Origin of the sequence: Vibrio sinensis (genome assembly GCF_003605645.1) — a bacterium.
GTDB lineage: Bacteria > Pseudomonadota > Gammaproteobacteria > Enterobacterales > Vibrionaceae > Vibrio > Vibrio sinensis.
This window is the reverse complement of record NZ_QVMU01000023.1, coordinates 1-17,795: the sequence shown is the minus strand read 5'-3', so window position 1 is coordinate 17,795 and position 17,795 is coordinate 1. Positions and strand designations below refer to the sequence as shown.

15 protein-coding genes and 7 tRNA genes are annotated in these 17,795 nt (G+C 43.0%); 14 read left to right on the top strand and 8 right to left on the bottom strand.

Features of this window, described 5'->3' with window-relative positions; translation table 11 throughout:
* The first annotated feature begins 17 nt into the window (after positions 1 to 17).
* Both trmD and rplS read left to right on the top strand, forming a co-directional pair.
* On the top strand, positions 18 to 767 hold the full coding sequence (gene trmD / locus DZ860_RS18410) for a tRNA (guanosine(37)-N1)-methyltransferase TrmD (RefSeq protein WP_120034212.1): 750 nt from the start codon (positions 18 to 20) through the stop codon (positions 765 to 767).
* Positions 768 to 815: 48 nt separating this feature from the next.
* The gene (gene rplS, locus DZ860_RS18405; RefSeq protein ID WP_120034210.1) at positions 816 to 1,169 is read left to right on the top strand and encodes a 50S ribosomal protein L19; all 354 of its coding nucleotides are present in this window, start codon (positions 816 to 818) and stop codon (positions 1,167 to 1,169) included.
* Between the two features lie 134 nt (positions 1,170 to 1,303).
* Here the strand turns inward: rplS and yacG are convergent, their stop codons facing one another.
* The 8 genes from yacG to mutS form a co-directional block, all read right to left on the bottom strand.
* Positions 1,304 to 1,498, bottom strand: coding sequence for a DNA gyrase inhibitor YacG (yacG, locus tag DZ860_RS18400; protein ID WP_120034208.1), 195 nt, complete (start codon positions 1,496 to 1,498; stop codon positions 1,304 to 1,306).
* Between the two features lie 169 nt (positions 1,499 to 1,667).
* Entirely contained in the window at positions 1,668 to 2,408 is a 741-nt protein-coding gene (gene zapD, locus DZ860_RS18395; RefSeq protein ID WP_120034206.1) for a cell division protein ZapD, read from the bottom strand.
* Between the two features lie 33 nt (positions 2,409 to 2,441).
* The gene (gene coaE / locus DZ860_RS18390; protein ID WP_120034204.1) at positions 2,442 to 3,050 is read right to left on the bottom strand and encodes a dephospho-CoA kinase; all 609 of its coding nucleotides are present in this window, start codon (positions 3,048 to 3,050) and stop codon (positions 2,442 to 2,444) included.
* A gap of 1 nt (position 3,051) precedes the next feature.
* Positions 3,052 to 3,921, bottom strand: a complete 870-nt coding sequence (locus DZ860_RS18385) for a prepilin peptidase (protein WP_120034202.1) — start codon at positions 3,919 to 3,921, stop codon at positions 3,052 to 3,054.
* 66 nt (positions 3,922 to 3,987) lie between these two features.
* On the bottom strand, positions 3,988 to 5,208 hold the full coding sequence (locus DZ860_RS18380) for a type II secretion system F family protein (protein WP_120034200.1): 1,221 nt from the start codon (positions 5,206 to 5,208) through the stop codon (positions 3,988 to 3,990).
* Between the two features lie 4 nt (positions 5,209 to 5,212).
* Positions 5,213 to 6,901 carry a type IV-A pilus assembly ATPase PilB gene (gene pilB / locus DZ860_RS18375; RefSeq protein WP_120034198.1) on the bottom strand — a complete coding sequence of 563 codons (1,689 nt, stop codon included), beginning with the start codon at positions 6,899 to 6,901 and terminating at the stop codon, positions 5,213 to 5,215.
* Between the two features lie 21 nt (positions 6,902 to 6,922).
* On the bottom strand, positions 6,923 to 7,381 hold the full coding sequence (locus DZ860_RS18370) for a pilin (protein ID WP_243641885.1): 459 nt from the start codon (positions 7,379 to 7,381) through the stop codon (positions 6,923 to 6,925).
* 224 nt (positions 7,382 to 7,605) lie between these two features.
* Positions 7,606 to 10,176 carry a DNA mismatch repair protein MutS gene (gene mutS / locus DZ860_RS18365; protein WP_120034194.1) on the bottom strand — a complete coding sequence of 857 codons (2,571 nt, stop codon included), beginning with the start codon at positions 10,174 to 10,176 and terminating at the stop codon, positions 7,606 to 7,608.
* A 77-nt stretch (positions 10,177 to 10,253) separates the two neighbouring features.
* On the opposite strand from mutS, the gene pncC reads away from it, so the two are divergent.
* The 12 genes from pncC to DZ860_RS18305 all read left to right on the top strand — a co-directional run bounded on the left by pncC (position 10,254) and on the right by DZ860_RS18305 (position 17,791).
* Positions 10,254 to 10,754 carry a nicotinamide-nucleotide amidase gene (pncC, locus tag DZ860_RS18360; protein WP_120034192.1) on the top strand — a complete coding sequence of 167 codons (501 nt, stop codon included), beginning with the start codon at positions 10,254 to 10,256 and terminating at the stop codon, positions 10,752 to 10,754.
* A gap of 168 nt (positions 10,755 to 10,922) precedes the next feature.
* A complete protein-coding gene (recA, locus tag DZ860_RS18355) occupies positions 10,923 to 11,963 on the top strand; it encodes a recombinase RecA (RefSeq protein WP_120034190.1) in 1,041 nt (346 codons plus the stop codon).
* A gap of 442 nt (positions 11,964 to 12,405) precedes the next feature.
* The gene (alaS, locus tag DZ860_RS18350; RefSeq protein WP_120034188.1) at positions 12,406 to 14,988 is read left to right on the top strand and encodes an alanine--tRNA ligase; all 2,583 of its coding nucleotides are present in this window, start codon (positions 12,406 to 12,408) and stop codon (positions 14,986 to 14,988) included.
* 185 nt (positions 14,989 to 15,173) lie between these two features.
* Positions 15,174 to 16,364, top strand: coding sequence for an aspartate kinase (locus DZ860_RS18345; RefSeq protein WP_120034186.1), 1,191 nt, complete (start codon positions 15,174 to 15,176; stop codon positions 16,362 to 16,364).
* A gap of 90 nt (positions 16,365 to 16,454) precedes the next feature.
* On the top strand, positions 16,455 to 16,652 hold the full coding sequence (csrA, locus tag DZ860_RS18340) for a carbon storage regulator CsrA (RefSeq protein ID WP_004415691.1): 198 nt from the start codon (positions 16,455 to 16,457) through the stop codon (positions 16,650 to 16,652).
* Between the two features lie 185 nt (positions 16,653 to 16,837).
* Positions 16,838 to 16,930, top strand: a tRNA-Ser gene (locus tag DZ860_RS18335).
* 67 nt (positions 16,931 to 16,997) lie between these two features.
* Positions 16,998 to 17,074 (top strand) — tRNA-Arg (locus DZ860_RS18330).
* Between the two features lie 23 nt (positions 17,075 to 17,097).
* Positions 17,098 to 17,190: transfer RNA gene (locus DZ860_RS18325), tRNA-Ser, on the top strand.
* Positions 17,191 to 17,257: 67 nt separating this feature from the next.
* Positions 17,258 to 17,334: transfer RNA gene (locus tag DZ860_RS18320), tRNA-Arg, on the top strand.
* A gap of 77 nt (positions 17,335 to 17,411) precedes the next feature.
* A tRNA-Arg gene (locus DZ860_RS18315) sits at positions 17,412 to 17,488 on the top strand.
* Positions 17,489 to 17,564: 76 nt separating this feature from the next.
* A tRNA-Arg gene (locus DZ860_RS18310) sits at positions 17,565 to 17,641 on the top strand.
* Positions 17,642 to 17,714: 73 nt separating this feature from the next.
* Positions 17,715 to 17,791: transfer RNA gene (locus tag DZ860_RS18305), tRNA-Arg, on the top strand.
* Positions 17,792 to 17,795: the final 4 nt, after the last annotated feature.

The window sequence follows — 17,795 nt, the reverse complement described above, 5'->3', positions numbered from 1 at the left end:
TACAGAGCGAGATAAACATGTGGGTTGGCATTATAAGCCTCTTTCCTGAAATGTTCCGTTCTGTTACTGATTTTGGAGTAACAGGTCAAGCGGTTAAAAAAGGTCTTTTGTCGATTGAGACTTGGAATCCTCGTGATTTCACGCACGACAAACATCGCACTGTTGATGATAGACCTTACGGTGGTGGTCCTGGTATGTTGATGATGGTTCAGCCTTTGCGCGATGCTATCCAAGCAGCCAAGCAAGCAGCACCGGGAAAGACGAAAGTAATTTACCTTTCTCCTCAAGGTCGAAAGCTCGACCAACAAGGAGTTGAAGAGTTGGCAACTAATGAGAATTTACTTCTTATTTGTGGCCGCTACGAAGGGGTAGATGAGCGTATCATTCAATCTGAAGTTGACGAAGAATGGTCAATCGGGGATTTTGTGATGACGGGTGGTGAAATTCCAGCCATGACGTTAATTGATTCAGTATCTCGGTTTGTTCCGGGGGTTCTGGGTGACTTTGCGTCAGCAGAAGAGGATTCTTTTGCAAATGGTTTGTTGGATTGCCCCCACTATACGCGACCAGAAGTGTTGGATGGCAAAGAAGTACCTTCGGTACTCATGTCAGGCAACCATAAGGACATTCGTCTCTGGCGATTAAAACAATCGTTGGGCCGTACTTGGCTAAGAAGACCAGAGCTCTTGGAAAACCTAGCTCTGACTGACGAACAGGAACAATTACTGGCTGAATTCATCAAAGCGTACCGCTCTGGTGAAAAGTAAGCAGTAACCTATTTTATTTAGTATCAGTTTATTCTAGGAATTTAAGAAATGAGTAACATCATCAAAGCTCTTGAAGATGAGCAACTAAAAACAGGTCTACCTAAGTTTGCACCTGGTGACACTGTTGTAGTTCAAGTTAAAGTAAAAGAAGGTGACCGTGAGCGTCTACAGGCTTTCGAAGGCGTTGTAATCGCTATTCGTAACCGTGGTCTTCACTCTGCTTTCACTGTACGTAAAATTTCTAACGGTGAAGGTGTTGAGCGTACGTTCCAAACACACTCTCCAGTTGTTAATAGCATCGAAGTTAAACGCCGTGGTGCAGTACGTCGTGCCAAGTTGTACTACCTACGTGAGCGTTCTGGTAAGTCAGCTCGTATCAAAGAGAAACTTGCTAAGAAGTAATGCTATAACTAGCGTTCTCATAGCTGAACGGAGCCTTAGGGCTCCGTTTTTTTTCGCCTGTACATCAAGATATTGATAGATTGTAAGTAATAAAAAAGGCTGATGCATGAACATCAACCTTCTATATTTATGGGTTAATACGGGTCTTCTGACCAGCCGTCACCGTCTGACATATCTGGAGCACCAGCAATGGCGTTCTCTTCGTCAGCCCATTCGCCAAAATCAATCATCTGGCATTTCTTGCTGCAGAATGGACGGTAAGCACTTTGCTCGTTCCAAACTACGCTAGCGCCGCATTGAGGGCATTGTACAGTTGTAATTTTTGTCATAATTCAAATTTAATAATGTTTACCCATGTCACTTGAAGTTGCAGCAGTTCGCCCTCGCTTATTTCCCCTAATCATCGAGTTTATCTAAGTTAGTGGGATTTACTCGCTTGTAGCCTTACTTGCGATTACAAGTTGTTTGGATGTTGTTATGAAGAGAGTCGTGATGCAACTAACAGCAAACAGCCAGTTTAAAGTTAACATCGCTAGGGTATGCTTGCCCACTTGAAAACTCAATAAACTTAATTGCAAAGCGACTCTTATGGCCTGAAATCATCGGATATACCCCAAAATGACTCGGTATCTCTAGGCGCAAAATATTAGCTTCTTCAGCGTCACTTTGATAAAAACCAGCTTTCGCGAGTTGCTCTCGAAAGAGTCCAGTCTCTCTTGTTAAACGTAGCCAAAGCTTTAACGCGCCAGTTAGCGGACTTAAGCTTTTCAACCAAACGGCTACATCAGCTTGTTTTTGGTCATTTGGTAAATGTAGCCAATGATGTAGCGCTGGCAAGTCAAAACAGCATGCACCACCAGGTAAATTAAACCGTTGGCGAATAGCGCTAAGAAAGCGATCTTCTTTTAAACTCTGTCCGAAACGTTCGGCTGACATTAAATGACTATGGGCAACATCGACATCATCAAGAATTTTGCGCAGCATATCTTGATCGACTCCTTCAATATTGAGCCAGTTTCGGTAGGTGAGTCGCTGCTTTTCAATATCTTTGGCGAGTTCGCTTTTTAATTGGATTTGTTCAAAAATCTCTAGCAAATCGAACAATGAGCGATAGAAAACCAAGTGCTGAGAACCATCACTAAAATGAGAAGAATTATCAAGCTGTCGAAGTAGCGACTCGACTCTTAAATAAATTCGAGTTTTCTCATTGAGCGGATGTTCAAAAAAGTGAGTGGTCATTCATAGCAGCCTTGATTTTGTCTATTACTATTGTCACAGATTATTCCTACAAATATCTAGGTACTTTTTATGCAAATCTGTGATTTGTGGCAAAAGTCTTTGGTTTTCTGCATGGTTTTTAACCACATCATCAGCAATAGCTAAGCGTTGTTGACGAGTGGCTTGTGAAGCGATGATACTTTCGACTTGTTGCTCTGAAACCTTATCTCTTGTCATCGTTCGTTGCTTTTGAGTTTGTTCATCGACATCAACAACTAAAATACGGTCTGCGAGTTCCTGTAAACCATTCTCGACCATTAAAGGAATAACCAGTAATGCATATTCAGACGTCACTTTATCTAGATCACTTAGCATCTTGGAACGAATTAAAGGGTGAAGTAGTGAGTTTAACCAACTCTTTTCATTATCATTTGAAAATATAATCTGTCGAAGAGCGGGGCGATCAAGTTCACCGTTGTCCGTTAAGATGTGGTCACCATAACGTTCCGTTATTGCTGTTAGCCCTTTACTTCCAGGTTCAACCACTTGTCTTGCGACAATATCAGCATCAACGATTTCTATACCAAAATGTTCGTTAAATAGGTTTGCTACCGTTGTTTTACCACTGGCTATGCCACCTGTAATACCAATCACTAATGTCATGTTAAATCCCAAAGAAGTTCGCATAATACCATTGCAGAACGGCTTCTCCCCAGACGGCGCTAAACCAACCAGCAATGGCTAAGTAAGGGCCAAAAGGAAAGGCTTTATCAATGCCTTTATTTTGCAGACGGAGCTGGATTATACCGAAGAGTAATCCTACGAATGAAGATAGAAGAATAATCATGGGTAAAAACTGCCAGCCAAGCCAAGCACCTAAAGCGGCGAGTAACTTAAAGTCACCATAGCCCATGCCCTCTTTTCCTGTAATGAGCTTAAACAGCCAATACACGCTCCATAAACATAAGTACCCCGCAATTGCTCCAATGATAGAGTCATGCAGTGTTATCGGAGAAATATGTAACAGTGCAGCAGCAATACCTGACCACAAAAGGGGTAACGTCAGGCTGTCAGGAAGCAGCATGCAATCAAAATCAATAAATGTTGCCGCGATTAAAATAAACGTAAATCCAATCAGAGCTACCGCGTACATGCTGAAACCAAATTGCAGGGCGATAATGAGAGACATAACGGCTGTTAATAATTCAACCATTGGATATCGAACACTGATTTTTTCACCGCATTGATGGCATTTTCCTTTTAGCATTAGCCAACTAATGATTGGGATATTATCAATTAGACGAAGTGGTGTTTTGCACTTTGGACAGGTTGAGCGAGGAATACTTAAGTTATATTTTCCCTCAGGCAACGGAATCTTATATTGGGGAAAGCTCTCCGAACATTCTTGCTGCCACTCTCTTACCATAATAATAGGGGTGCGGTGAATGACCACGTTAAGAAAACTACCGATGATCAGACCAAAAATTGTCGCGAATGTTGGGAATAACCAAGGAAAATAATAAAAAGCATCCATATTAGATAAAGCTCGAGTGTCGATGTTCGAAAATTTTAGAGTGTTAGCTTAACTCAGAAGAAACATTTATCCCACAACGTCAGCCAAAGTAATAATAGGTAGATACATGGCGATCACCAAGCTACCGACTAATATACTGAGTATGATGACAACAAGTGGTTCAAGAATCTTATCGAGGTTATCAATAGTACTATCAATCTCTGTTTCATAGATGATAGCCAGCTTGTTTAACATGTTATCAAGGCGGCCGGATTCTTCACCTATCATGACCATTTTTATCGCTATTTCGGGAAAAATTTGTGTGTTTCTAAGTGCAATATATAAAGGCATACCCGCTGCTGTATCTCTACTTACTTCATTAAGGGCATATTGAAAACAAATATGGTTAGCCGTGGCTGCAGAGGTTTTTATACTGGAGAGAATTGGTATACCCGCACTCACTCCGGTTGCCAATGTCCGGCTTAGTTTTGCAATTGATGCTTTTTCTATAACAGGCCCGATAACGGGTAGCCGCAAACTGATGTGGCCCAAAAGGAGCCTAACTCGCTCACTACGTTTTCTAATAAACTTGATTAACATGATTAAGAATATGAACATCGCAACACCCCTGCCCATATAGTTTTGAGTAAACTCAGATACAGCTAGAACCTTGCGCGTAAACCAAGGAAGCTCACTTCCAAATCCTCTAAACATACTTTCAAATTGTGGAATGACAAACACCAGCATGATGTAACTGACCATCACAGACACGAGTAGTACCATGCTTGGGTAAATGAGTGCTTTGAATATTTGTGACTTCAGCTTTTCAGTTTTTTCCCTATAGATAACGATACGTTCAAAGATCACATCAAGGCCGCCGGATTGCTCTCCCGTTGTGACTAGAGCAAGGTATAAGTTATCAAATAATGGACTTGCTGAGCGCATAGCGGATGCTAGCGGTGCTCCCGCTTCAATATGTTGAGTGATGTTCATGAGAATCGAATGCATCTCAGCTTTGTTACTATTACCAGCCACCAGTTTCAATATTTGTACAATGGGGATACCCGTTGCTAGCATCGTTGAGATTTGCCGAGTTAGTTCGGTGATCTCTTTGGCGGACGCTCTTTGCCGAGAACGAGCAATGAAAGAAAGATTCTTTACTGTTATCTTACGAATTTTTATCCGTTGATCTTTTAGTTGGTGCCTTACTTCGTTTTCATGCCGAGCGAGAATTTTTCCCGACATACGTTTGCCAGAAGGATGAGTCCCTTTCCATTGATAGATCTTGAGTTGTGATTTCACATTCATACCATCATAGATAAAGTGTGCGTTGTAACTCGCTGTAACTTGTCACCCCATAAGCCCATTTTTCGATGCCAGATTCTGATAGCGTCAGCATTCCTTGAGAGCATGCTATTTTTTCAATCTCTTCGGCGCTTTTATGTTGGACAATGGCGTTAGATAATTGGCCGTTCACCTCCATAACTTCATAAATACCGATGCGACCACTATAGCCATTATTACAATGATTACAGCCTCTTGGATGTGCTTCAAATAACTGTGTATGTTGGGGGAGGTTGAAATTAGCAATAGAATTTGCAGCGGGGTGATAAGGAACCTTGCAATATGAACATAAGCGACGAGCTAAACGTTGGGCAATAATTAACGAAAGAGATGAAGCGATGTGGAATGATTGGATCCCTATATTACTGAGTCGTACTAATGTCTCTGCTGCTGAATTAGTATGAAGAGTTGACAATACTAAGTGACCTGTTTGTGCTGCTTTAATTGCGATTTCAGCCGTTTCAAAATCTCTGATTTCACCGACCATAATGACATCAGGATCTTGGCGTAAAAATGCTTTTAGAGCCGTAGAGAAATCAAAACCGATATCTGGTTTAATTTGTACTTGGTTGATACCCGGTAAGTTTATTTCTATAGGATCCTCTGCGGTGGCAATATTCACATCAACGGTGTTAAGGATCTTTAATCCAGTATAGAGCGAGACAGTTTTACCACTGCCTGTTGGGCCTGTCATGAGAATGAGCCCTTGAGGACGATTCAGTGCCTTTAGATAGGCGTGTTTTTGTTTATCGCTATAGCCGAGATTGTCGATATTCAATGGAACATTATTGCTGTCTAGCAAACGTAGCACCATTTTCTCTCCCCATAGAGTAGGGAGGGAAGAGACTCGTAAATTAACAGCCGTGTCCTCATTTAGCTTGAGTTTGATCCGTCCATCTTGTGGCAATCGACGCTCAGCGATGTTCAACTTGGATAAGATCTTTATTCTGGCAGCTAAGCGTCTAGCTAAATGATGGGGAGGATTGAGAGTTTCAATCAGCATACCATCGCACCGCATTCGAACTCGGTAGTAGTCTTCGTAGGGTTCGAAATGAATATCCGAAGCCTCTTTACGAACTGCGTCCAGCAAGATTTGGTTGATAAAACAGCTAATGGGGGAGTTATCTTGGCTTAAGTTTTCCAAGTTATTGCGCTCGTCATCGCTGATTTCAACGAGTTCCTCTAATTCTTGTGTATCGATCTCTTTTGTTGGTGGAGTTTGACTATCAATGAGTCGCCCATAGAGCTTTCTGATCGCGCTAAGAACCTCTATAGGATCGGCTAATGCAGGTTCAGCTCTTAGCCCAGTTGCAAAACTAAATTCCGCTTCAATATCATTGTTACTCGGATCGATAATGGCAATCACAAGGGTGGTGTCGTTTTTTGATATTGGTAGTGCTTGATGTCGTGTAATAAGTTCTCTTAATCCAAGTTCCGCACACAAAGCTGAATAGTTATATTGTTGAAGTGAGATGATATCTAAGCCGAAGTATTGGCTCAGTGACGTCGTGAGTTGGCTTGCATCCAATATATTAAGGGCGATGATTGCTTCTGCAGTGGAAACTCCTGAATGGGAGCAATAAGCAGCAATTTGATCAGCCTGCACCAAGCTGATTAATTGCGCCTGATGCAGGGTATTTGTGAGATGGCAATACATGACTTTAACTGGCGCTATGGCTTAGTTTGGACACCAATTTGGCGCATCGCTTCCTCCACAAGAAAGCCCCCAAGTGACCCCACTACCATCCAGTTTTGGCGTGAGTGTTACAACCGCATTAGCAGGTAGTGAACCTTTTGCACCGCTGACGGATGCGGTAACCGCACCTGATGCTGAACCCAGCACGCTTTGGTCAACCGTAGATGTGACGACAAAGGAGTCACTCCCTGAGGTAAATACTTGGTCTGATGGAACACCGCCACTGGCTGCTTTACAGCTTTTGTTCCCGGCGAGTAAACAGACACTGACCGCACTTTTAAAGGCTGATGAAGCACTAACTAGTTCACTTGCATGGGTTCTTTTGGTGTAGTTCTGATAGGCTGGTACTGCAAATGTTGCCAAAATACCGATGATCGCGATAACGATCATTAGTTCTATTAGGGTGAAGCCTTTTTGAATATGATTGTGTTGCTGTGGCATTTTCATCTCCATTCATTACTTGCTGTTATGAATGAGAATAAATCCAGTATTCATGCAATGGAAAATGGGATGAGAGGTTACTCGAGTAATGAGCGGTTAGTTAAACACTTTTGTTCATGGAAATTACATAGCACTTTGAAATGCACTTATGTTTATCACTCTTTTTTCCAGATTATTATCAGCGGCAAATCAATGAGAGAATCAACGCTTTGCCGCTGATAAGATTAAAGCATTCGTTTTAAGCGGTAGAGTGCGTCAAGTGCTTGGCGAGGAGTAAGATCATCGGGATCAATACTGGCTAACGCTTCTTCGACTTCACTTGGCTCAGGGATTAAGCTCAGTTGGTTTGCAATATCAACGGTCGTTGATATTGATTTACCATTAACACTGTCATTTAGGCTTAACTGTTCCAGTTGAGTCAGTTTCATTCGTGCATTCTTGATGACGGACTTAGGTACGCCAGCTAGCCCTGCAACAGCTAGGCCGTAGGATTTACTCGCCGCGCCCTCTTGAACCGCATGCATGAATGCAATGGTTTCACCATGTTCCACGGCATCGAGATGTACGTTTGCTAGGTGTGCGATTTGATTTGGCAGTTCCGTCAATTCAAAATAATGCGTGGCAAACAATGTCATAGAGCCTAACTCTTTTGCTAACCATTCAGCACTTGCCCAAGCAAGAGAGAGTCCATCATAGGTACTGGTACCACGACCTATCTCATCCATTAATACCAAGCTGTTTTTTGTCGCATTGTGGAGAATGTTCGCAGTTTCCGTCATTTCAACCATGAAAGTTGAGCGGCCGGAGGCGAGGTCATCTGAAGCGCCAATACGAGTGAAAATTCGATCAATCGAACCAATCGTAGCGGCTTCGGCTGGCACGTATGAACCAATATGAGCCATCAACGCAATAAGCGCGGTTTGACGCATATAAGTAGACTTACCACCCATATTTGGTCCGGTAATGATCAACATTTTGCGCTGCGGGCTTAATTCAACTGGGTTTGCGATAAACGGCGCATCGAGAACTTGCTCTACAACAGGGTGACGTCCGCCTTGAATATGGATTCCTGGCTCAGTGGTTAAGCTTGGGCGGCAGTAGTCTAATGATTCAGCGCGTTCAGCTAAATTCTGTAGTACATCCAATTGAGAAACTGCTGATGCTAAATTTTGCAGTGGCTCTAAATGAGGTAGTAATAAATCGAATAATTCTTCCCAAAGGCGTTTTTCAATCGCCAAGGCTTTCGACTTAGAACTCAGTACTTTGTCTTCATGCTCTTTTAATTCCGGAATAATGTAGCGTTCTGCGTTCTTGAGGGTTTGACGGCGAACGTAATGAGCAGGAACTAAATGGCTTTGTCCTCGGCTTACTTGAATAAAGAAGCCATGTACGGCGTTGTAACCGACTTTAAGAGTGTCGATATCATGGCGTTCACGTTCAGAACGTTCCAATTTTTCGAGGTACTCTGTCGCACCGTCTGCCAGATCTCGCCATTCATCTAGCTCTGCGTTATAGCCCGGTGCAATCACACCACCATCGCGAATGATAACCGGAGGGTTCTCTTTAATCGCACGTTCAAGCAGTTCACAGATCTCTTCCATCGGTGCTGAAAACTGAGCCAGTTTCCCTAAGTAAGGATGAGTTACATTGCTTAAAACATCGGCTAATTCTGGCAATTGTTGCATGGCATTACGCAGACGCGCTAAGTCTCTAGGTCGTGCTGAGCGTAGAGCCAAACGAGCTAAGATTCGTTCGATATCGCCAATTTGTTTTAGTACAGGGCTTAATTCACAGAATAGACTATCTTGCTTAAGCTCTGAGATGGCATCTAGGCGTTGATTCAGCGTATCGGTACAGCGCATTGGTTGATGGAGCCAACGCTTTAGCATTCGGCTACCCATTGGTGTAGCGGTATGGTCAAGAACCGCTGATAGCGTATTGTCGGTGCCACCTGCAAGGTTTTGAGTGATCTCTAAGTTACGTCGAGTTGCAGCATCCAAAATGACGGAATGATCTTGACGATCAAAAGTAAGTGAACGGATATGAGGCAAAGCGGTTCGCTGAGTATCTTTAACATACTGGATAAGACAACCTGCAGCACAAAGACCAAGTTTGGCTTGTTCTACACCAAAACCGACTAAGTCACGAGTACCAAATTGTTGGTTTAATTGCTGCTTTGCAGTATCCAGTTCAAATTCCCAAACAGGGCGTCGACGGTTACCACTGCGAGATGTCATTAACTGAACAGCTTCGAAATCTTCTGGGAACAGTAATTCTCGTGGAGAGGTGCGTTGTAGTTCAGCTGCCATCGCTTCTTCAGTTTCCGGTTCAGTTAACTGGAATCGACCTGAAGTAATATCAAGGGTGGCATAGCCGAACTTACCATTGTGCTGGTAAACCGCAGCAATAAGATTATCAACCCGTTCAGACAGTAACGCTTCGTCTGTCACCGTTCCCGGTGTAACAATGCGAACTACCTTTCTTTCTACAGGCCCTTTACTGGTTGCAGGGTCGCCGATTTGTTCACAAATTGCGACAGACTCACCCAGCTGAACTAATTTGGCCAAGTAGCCCTCAACTGCATGGTAAGGAACACCGGCCATTGGAATTGGTTCACCCGCAGAAGCACCACGTTTCGTTAGAGAAATATCTAATAGTTGTGATGCTTTTTTCGCATCATCATAGAAAAGCTCATAGAAATCGCCCATACGATAAAACAGCAAAATATCAGGGTTTTCTGCTTTTAATCTAAGGTATTGCTGCATCATTGGGGTATGTTTTTGTTCAGCCTTCACGGGTAAATTCTTTTGTTTATTCCTGTTGCGGCTTAGGATACGTGAATAGCAATAAAGGCACAAAGAGGTTTTTTCGTATGGAAACATTGTCAAGATTAAGTGAAGAAGTCGGTGCGGTTCTTCTAAGTAAGAAAAAGGTTTTAGTTACGGCAGAATCTTGCACTGGTGGAGGTATTGCTACAGCGATCACTGATATAGCAGGAAGCTCAGCTTGGTTTGATCGAGCATTTGTTACTTATAGTAATGAAGCAAAAATGGAGATGCTAGGTGTAAGCTCGGAAACTCTTAGTGCGTTTGGTGCAGTTTCTGAACCCGTAGTAAAAGAAATGGTGCAAGGTTCGTTACATCATTCAAACGGAACCGTAGCTGTCGCTGTAAGTGGGATTGCTGGACCCAGTGGTGGAAGTGTTGAAAAACCAGTTGGAACAGTGTGTTTTGCTTGGATGGATCTCTCTGGTTGGCTGAAAATAGAGACGTGTCATTTTAATGGTGAGCGAGCAGAGGTTCGTAGAAAAGCGATACACCACGCATTGAAAGAACTGCAAAAGCACTTTATAGATGAACAAGGTTCAGAATAAAGTCATAAATTCATGCGCTTGTGATGAAGAAACAAAAAAAATCCCCACAGGTATAGACACTGTATGAATCAACAGTATAATGATTGGTAATGAAAGTTCAGATTTTAACCTGAACAACTCAAAACAATTTACGATTCATTGGATCGGATGAGCACTTTGGAGAAAGTAATGGACGAGAACAAACAGAAAGCGCTCGCCGCTGCGCTAGGTCAGATTGAAAAACAATTTGGTAAAGGCTCGATTATGCGCCTTGGTGATAACCGTACAATGGACGTAGAAACCATTTCTACTGGTTCACTTTCTCTAGATATCGCATTGGGTGCTGGTGGTCTTCCAATGGGACGTATCGTTGAAGTATACGGTCCTGAATCATCAGGTAAAACGACGTTAACATTGGAATTGATTGCTGCCGCTCAGCGTGGTGGTAAAACTTGTGCTTTTATTGATGCCGAGCACGCACTTGATCCAATCTATGCTAAAAAGTTAGGTGTAGATATTGATGCGCTATTGGTCTCTCAACCTGATACCGGCGAACAAGCATTAGAAATCTGTGATGCATTAGCTCGTTCAGGTGCTATTGATGTGCTGGTTGTCGACTCTGTTGCGGCATTAACGCCAAAAGCTGAAATTGAAGGTGAGATGGGCGATAGCCATATGGGCCTTCAAGCACGTATGCTTTCTCAAGCAATGCGTAAGCTAACGGGTAACCTAAAGCAATCTAACTGCATGTGTATCTTCATCAACCAAATTCGCATGAAGATTGGTGTGATGTTCGGTAACCCAGAAACCACAACAGGTGGTAACGCACTAAAATTCTATGCATCTGTTCGTCTTGATATTCGTCGTACTGGCTCTATCAAAGAAGGTGATGAAGTCGTTGGTAACGAAACACGTATTAAAGTCGTGAAAAACAAAATTGCAGCGCCATTTAAGCAAGCAGAAACACAAATTCTTTACGGTCAAGGTTTTAACCGTGAGGGTGAACTGGTTGACCTAGGTGTGAAACACAAGCTTATTGAAAAAGCGGGAGCTTGGTACAGCTACAATGGCGACAAGATCGGTCAAGGTAAAGCGAACGCGTGTAAGTATCTGAAAGAAAATACTGAAGCGGCGAAAACTATCGATAGCAAACTGCGTGAAATGCTATTGACTCCGGCTCAGCCAGAAGAGCCTGAAGTGGGCGAAATGCCTAAAGAAGAAGAGTTCTAAGCTAGGTGTTTTAAGTCTTTAGAATCCGTTGAGCCCTGCAAATATGTGGGGCTTTATTTTATCTTGAGTTTCTGAGCTTTTATCACTTCTTAATGTTTAGCTTGATGGTTTACTCGTTGAGTTGCCGATATCCACTATAGATAAATAATGTTTATCTATCCTTTCTCAACATCAGCACACGATAAGTTAATTTGATTTTTATCGTATGAGTGATGCATTTTTAGACAAATCAACAATGCGCTAGCATGGCAATAAAGCGGGTAGGTCGCACATATCTATCGCTAATAGATTGTTTTAGTAGCAATTGGCTCACCTTTATCCATTAGGTCAGAAATCGTTGCAAAAACTCCCCAAATAGAGCAATGGCTAAACTAGCATCTAGTGCTTGCTTATGTGTACAATACAGCAAAATTCTATCTCGACTATTTTCAGGAAGAGCTGCATGTACATGAGCACAGATGAGGTTCGTAACGCGTTCCTTAAGTTCTTTGAGAGCAAAGGACACCAAATCGTAGAAAGTTCATCGTTGGTACCGCATAACGACCCAACCCTGCTATTTACTAACGCAGGTATGAACCAATTTAAAGATTGTTTCTTAGGTTTAGAAAAACGCGCCTACACTCGAGCAACTACGGCTCAACGCTGTGTACGTGCGGGTGGTAAACACAACGACTTAGAAAACGTTGGCTTTACTGCTCGTCACCACACTTTCTTTGAAATGCTAGGTAACTTCAGTTTCGGTGATTACTTTAAAGAAGATGCAATTGCGTTTGCTTGGGAATTCCTAACTGAAACACTACAGCTACCAAAAGATCGTCTACTAGTTACGATCTACGAGACAGACGATGAAGCGTTTGATATCTGGAACCAAAAAGTAGGTATTCCAGCAGACCGTATTATTCGTATCGGCGACAAGAAAGGTGGTAAACCATTTGAGTCAGACAACTTCTGGCAAATGGGTGATACTGGTCCTTGTGGTCCGTGTACAGAAATCTTCTATGATCACGGCGATCATATTTGGGGTGGACGTCCAGGTACACCTGAAGAAGATGGCGATCGTTTTATCGAGATCTGGAACAACGTATTCATGCAGTTCAACCGTCAAGCTGACGGCACCATGGAACCACTTCCAAAACCATCAGTAGATACAGGTATGGGTATTGAGCGTATCTCTGCAATTATGCAAGGCGTTCACTCAAACTATGAAATCGATGTATTCCAAGCGCTAATTAAAGCTGCGGCAGAAGTGATCGGTTGTGATGATTTATCGAACCAGTCACTACGTGTTATTGCTGACCATATCCGTTCATGTTCATTCTTGATCGTTGACGGAGTAATGCCATCAAACGAAGGTCGTGGTTACGTATTACGTCGTATTATTCGTCGTGCTGTTCGCCATGGTAACAAGATTGGAGCGCAAGGCGTATTCTTCCACAAACTTGTCGGTGTTTTGGCTGAGATCATGGGTACAGCTGGTGATGAACTTAAACGTCAGCAAGCACTGGTTGAAAAGGTACTACGTATCGAAGAGGAAAACTTCGGACGTACACTTGAACGTGGCATGACAATTCTTAACGAAGCATTGGATAACCTAGACGGTAAAGTACTTGACGGTGAAACCGTATTTAAACTGTATGACACTTATGGTTTCCCTGCTGACTTAACTAACGATGTAGCGCGTGAGCGTGACTTTGCTATCGACGAAGCTGGCTTCGAGAAAGCGATGGAAGAGCAACGCCAACGTGCTCGTGAAGCAGGTCAATTTGGTACTGACTATAACGCAGTAATTAAGACTGACGTAGAAACTGAGTTCTTTGGCTACACTGGCACAGAAGGTGAGAGTGTTATCGCTGCATTGTTTGTTGAGGGCAATGAAGTCGATTCTCTATCTGCTGGTGATAAAGCGATCATCATTCTTGAAGAAACGCCATTCTATGCTGAATCAGGCGGTCAATCAGGTGATGCAGGTGTACTGAAAACAGAATCAGGTTTGTTTACCGTTGAAGATACACAAAAATTAGGTAATGCAATTGCTCACCATGGTGTATTGGCTGAGGGTGTATTCGCTAAAGGCGATAAAGCACATGCGATTGTAGATGCTGTGCGTCGTACTGCTATTACATTGAACCACTCGGCAACGCATCTATTGCATGCAGCGCTGCGTAAAGTGTTAGGCGAGCACGTAACACAAAAAGGTTCACTTGTTAAAGCTGATAACCTACGTTTTGACTTCTCTCACTTAGAGGGTGTAACAGCTGCTGAGCTAAAAGAAGTTGAACGTATCGTTAACGCGCAAGTTCGCCGTAACCACGACATTGAAACGAATGTAATGGATATTGAGTCAGCGAAACAAAAAGGCGCAATGGCATTATTTGGCGAAAAGTACGATGACGAAGTTCGCGTACTATCAATGGGCGAGTTCTCAACAGAGCTTTGTGGTGGTATCCACGCATCAAACACTGGTGACATTGGTCTATTTAAGATCACGTCTGAAGGTGGTATTGCTGCAGGTATTCGTCGTATCGAAGCAGTAACGGGTGAGGCAGCACTAGATGTCATCGAAGCTCAAACCACTAAGTACGAAGAAAAGCTTGCAGAAGCAGCAAATAAAGCAAAATCGCTAGAGAAAGAGATCCAACAGTTGAAAGACAAGTTGGCTTCTCAAGCAAGTGCAAGCTTAACTGATCAAGTAAAAGAGATCGCTGGTGTTAAAGTACTAGTGGCTCAATTAGATGGTGCAGATAACAAAGCACTACGTGGCATGGTTGATGAGCTTAAAAACCAAATGGGTAGCGGCATCATCATGTTAGGTAATGTTGCTGACGATAAAGTTGGCTTGATTGCAGGTGTGACTAAAGATTTGATCGGCAAAGTAAAAGCGGGCGAATTGGTTAACATGGTCGCGCAGCAAGTTGGCGGTAAAGGTGGTGGTCGTCCAGATATGGCGCAAGCTGGTGGTACTGATGCAAATGCATTGCCAGCAGCATTAGCGTCTGTTAATGCTTGGATTGCTGAACGTCTTTAATCCATAGTAAGTGCGCTTAATATATATTGAGTGCACTTTTATATGATAAAAACCAAGTAACCGATAAGTCTCTGTAAAGAGTTCTTGATTGGTATGCTTGGTTTTTGTTTGTAAGAACCATCAGAATGAATTTTCGTGTAATCGATGGTGTTAGTAATATCTTGTTCTTGGGAAGGTAACGACGGGTGAATAAGCCTCTCATCGTGCAAAAATTTGGTGGTACATCAGTAGGGTCTATTGAAAGGATCCATGTAGTCGCCGAGCACATTATTAAGGCAAAAGAAAATGGCAACCAAGTAGTGGTTGTTGTTTCTGCGATGTCAGGAGAAACCAATCGTCTGTTAGATTTGGCTTATCAAATAGACAAAGTCCCTGCAGCCAGAGAGCTTGACGTACTACTTTCAGCGGGCGAGCAAGTATCAATGGCATTATTGGCGATGACATTGAATAAACTCGGTTATCCATCACGATCTTTGACTGGCGCACAAGCGAATATTATCACTGACGCTCAACATAACGATGCGACAATCCAGCATATTGATACGCAGGTTATTCGTGAAATCTTAGCAGCAGATGAGATTGCAATTGTTGCTGGTTTTCAAGGAATCAATGAATTTGGGGACATTACGACGTTAGGACGTGGTGGCTCAGATACAAGTGCTGTTACATTGGCAGGGGCATTACAGGCCGAAGAATGCCAGATTTATACCGATGTAGATGGTATATATACATGCGACCCGAGAGTGGTTACCTGTGCAGTAAAATTACCTGTGATTGATTTTCCTTCAATGGAAGAGATGGCAAGGAAAGGGGCGAAAGTTCTTCATTTGCCGTCAGTACAATATGCTTGGAAGCATAATGTTCCATTACGAGTGCTTTCTACATTTAATACGAATGAGGGGAGCTTAGTTAAAGGGCATAAGAGTCATCAATCAGTATGTGGTCTTGCTATTCAGCGGGATATGTATCTAATTGAATTTGAAGCAGAGCATAGACAAAAGCTTATCGACCAGTGTCATATGTTGGGAATCACAATTTGGAGCGAAAGTGAACAGAACAATGTTATCACCGTAGTGATTAAACAGGATGCTTTCGCTAAACTAAGCCTTGTGGTTAGTGATGAGTTCCCAATTCAACGTAGCAAGGTGAGTTTACTCACTGCGGTGGGTTCTGGGGCGCCTGATTTACAGCAACATGCCTGTCATTCGCTGCGGGATGAAGGGATCGAAGTCGTCGATATTACGCTGACATCACAGTCAATGATGCTTGTCTTGTTACCTGAATGTGTCGACAAAGCGGCGAACATACTGCATGATGCTTACATCACTATAAAAAATGCACTCGATTATCAACACGAACACCTGTTGTTTAATTAAACTCAATAACAGAATAGAGTTTACGAAAATATAACTTTTGTTGATAATAGCTTATAGCAAAAAAATTAGAGATTACTCAAGGAGCACAGAATGCTAATTTTAACTCGTCGCGTAGGCGAAACTCTTATGATCGGTGATGAAGTCACTGTAACGGTACTGGGTGTTAAAGGCAACCAAGTGCGTATCGGCGTAAATGCTCCAAAAGAAGTGTCTGTTCACCGTGAAGAAATTTACATGCGCATTCAGGCAGAAAAAGGTAATGGTAACGTTGCATCAGGCAACTACTAAATTACAGAAAAAAGGCTGACATTTCGTTAGCCTTTTTTTCGTAAAAAAGAAGCACATTGTGATAGAAAAGAGCGAATTAGCAGCGCTTTGATTAAATAGCCACCGGTCAGACGACTTTTTGCTATTTTTGCTAAGAAAATGTTTGACATATTTTTGGTAAATCGTAATATGTGCCTCCGCAAGACGGTGAGGTGGCCGAGAGGCTGAAGGCGCTCCCCTGCTAAGGGAGTATACGGCTTGATACCGTATCGAGGGTTCGAATCCCTCCTTCACCGCCATTCTTGCACGGTTCTTCGGAACCATAGCGTTGAAATTTTTCCATTGGAAAAAGAGTAAAAATATAGTGCGCTCTTAGCTCAGCTGGATAGAGTACCTGGCTACGAACCAGGCGGTCGGAGGTTCGAATCCTCCAGGGCGCACCACTTTTTACTGCCAAGGAATACACGGTGAGGTGGCCGAGAGGCTGAAGGCGCTCCCCTGCTAAGGGAGTATACGGCTTGATACCGTATCGAGGGTTCGAATCCCTCCTTCACCGCCATTAAATTGACCTAAGGTCTTTTTTTTGTTTCAAAGCTAAAGAAGTGTGATATATTTCACAAAATGATGCGCTCTTAGCTCAGCTGGATAGAGTACCTGGCTACGAACCAGGCGGTCGGAGGTTCGAATCCTCCAGGGCGCACCACACTTTTTTAAGGGTTATTTAATCCTGATATTGATGTTCAATCTTTAGCAAGTTGATTATTGATAGCGAAACCTAGTGCGCTCTTAGCTCAGCTGGATAGAGTACCTGGCTACGAACCAGGCGGTCGGAGGTTCGAATCCTCCAGGGCGCACCACTTTTTAAGGGTTTTTATTAATCCTGATATTGATAGCTGACTTTTAGCAAGTTGATTATTGATAACGAAACCTAGTGCGCTCTTAGCTCAGCTGGATAGAGTACCTGGCTACGAACCAGGCGGTCGGAGGTTCGAATCCTCCAGGGCGCACCACTTTTTAAGGGTTTTTATTAATCCTGATATTGATAGCCGGTTGTATAACTTAGCTATTGATAACGAAMCCCGTGCGCTCTTAGCTCAGCTGGATAGAGTACCTGGCTACGAACCAGGCGGTCGGAGGTTCGAATCCTCCAGGGCGCACCACTTT

What these genes read in the sequence shown, in the direction of transcription:
- trmD (WP_120034212.1), top strand. Translation starts at nt 18, where the DNA reads ATGTGGGTTGGCATTATAAGCCTCTTTCCTGAAATGTTCCGTTCTGTT.
- rplS (WP_120034210.1), top strand. Translation starts at nt 816, where the DNA reads ATGAGTAACATCATCAAAGCTCTTGAAGATGAGCAACTAAAAACAGGT.
- yacG (WP_120034208.1), bottom strand. Translation starts at nt 1,498, where the DNA reads ATGACAAAAATTACAACTGTACAATGCCCTCAATGCGGCGCTAGCGTA.
- zapD (WP_120034206.1), bottom strand. Translation starts at nt 2,408, where the DNA reads ATGACCACTCACTTTTTTGAACATCCGCTCAATGAGAAAACTCGAATT.
- coaE (WP_120034204.1), bottom strand. Translation starts at nt 3,050, where the DNA reads ATGACATTAGTGATTGGTATTACAGGTGGCATAGCCAGTGGTAAAACA.
- DZ860_RS18385 (WP_120034202.1), bottom strand. Translation starts at nt 3,921, where the DNA reads ATGGATGCTTTTTATTATTTTCCTTGGTTATTCCCAACATTCGCGACA.
- DZ860_RS18380 (WP_120034200.1), bottom strand. Translation starts at nt 5,208, where the DNA reads ATGAATGTGAAATCACAACTCAAGATCTATCAATGGAAAGGGACTCAT.
- pilB (WP_120034198.1), bottom strand. Translation starts at nt 6,901, where the DNA reads ATGTATTGCCATCTCACAAATACCCTGCATCAGGCGCAATTAATCAGC.
- DZ860_RS18370 (WP_243641885.1), bottom strand. Translation starts at nt 7,381, where the DNA reads ATGCCACAGCAACACAATCATATTCAAAAAGGCTTCACCCTAATAGAA.
- pncC (WP_120034192.1), top strand. Translation starts at nt 10,254, where the DNA reads ATGGAAACATTGTCAAGATTAAGTGAAGAAGTCGGTGCGGTTCTTCTA.
- recA (WP_120034190.1), top strand. Translation starts at nt 10,923, where the DNA reads ATGGACGAGAACAAACAGAAAGCGCTCGCCGCTGCGCTAGGTCAGATT.
- alaS (WP_120034188.1), top strand. Translation starts at nt 12,406, where the DNA reads ATGTACATGAGCACAGATGAGGTTCGTAACGCGTTCCTTAAGTTCTTT.
- csrA (WP_004415691.1), top strand. Translation starts at nt 16,455, where the DNA reads ATGCTAATTTTAACTCGTCGCGTAGGCGAAACTCTTATGATCGGTGAT.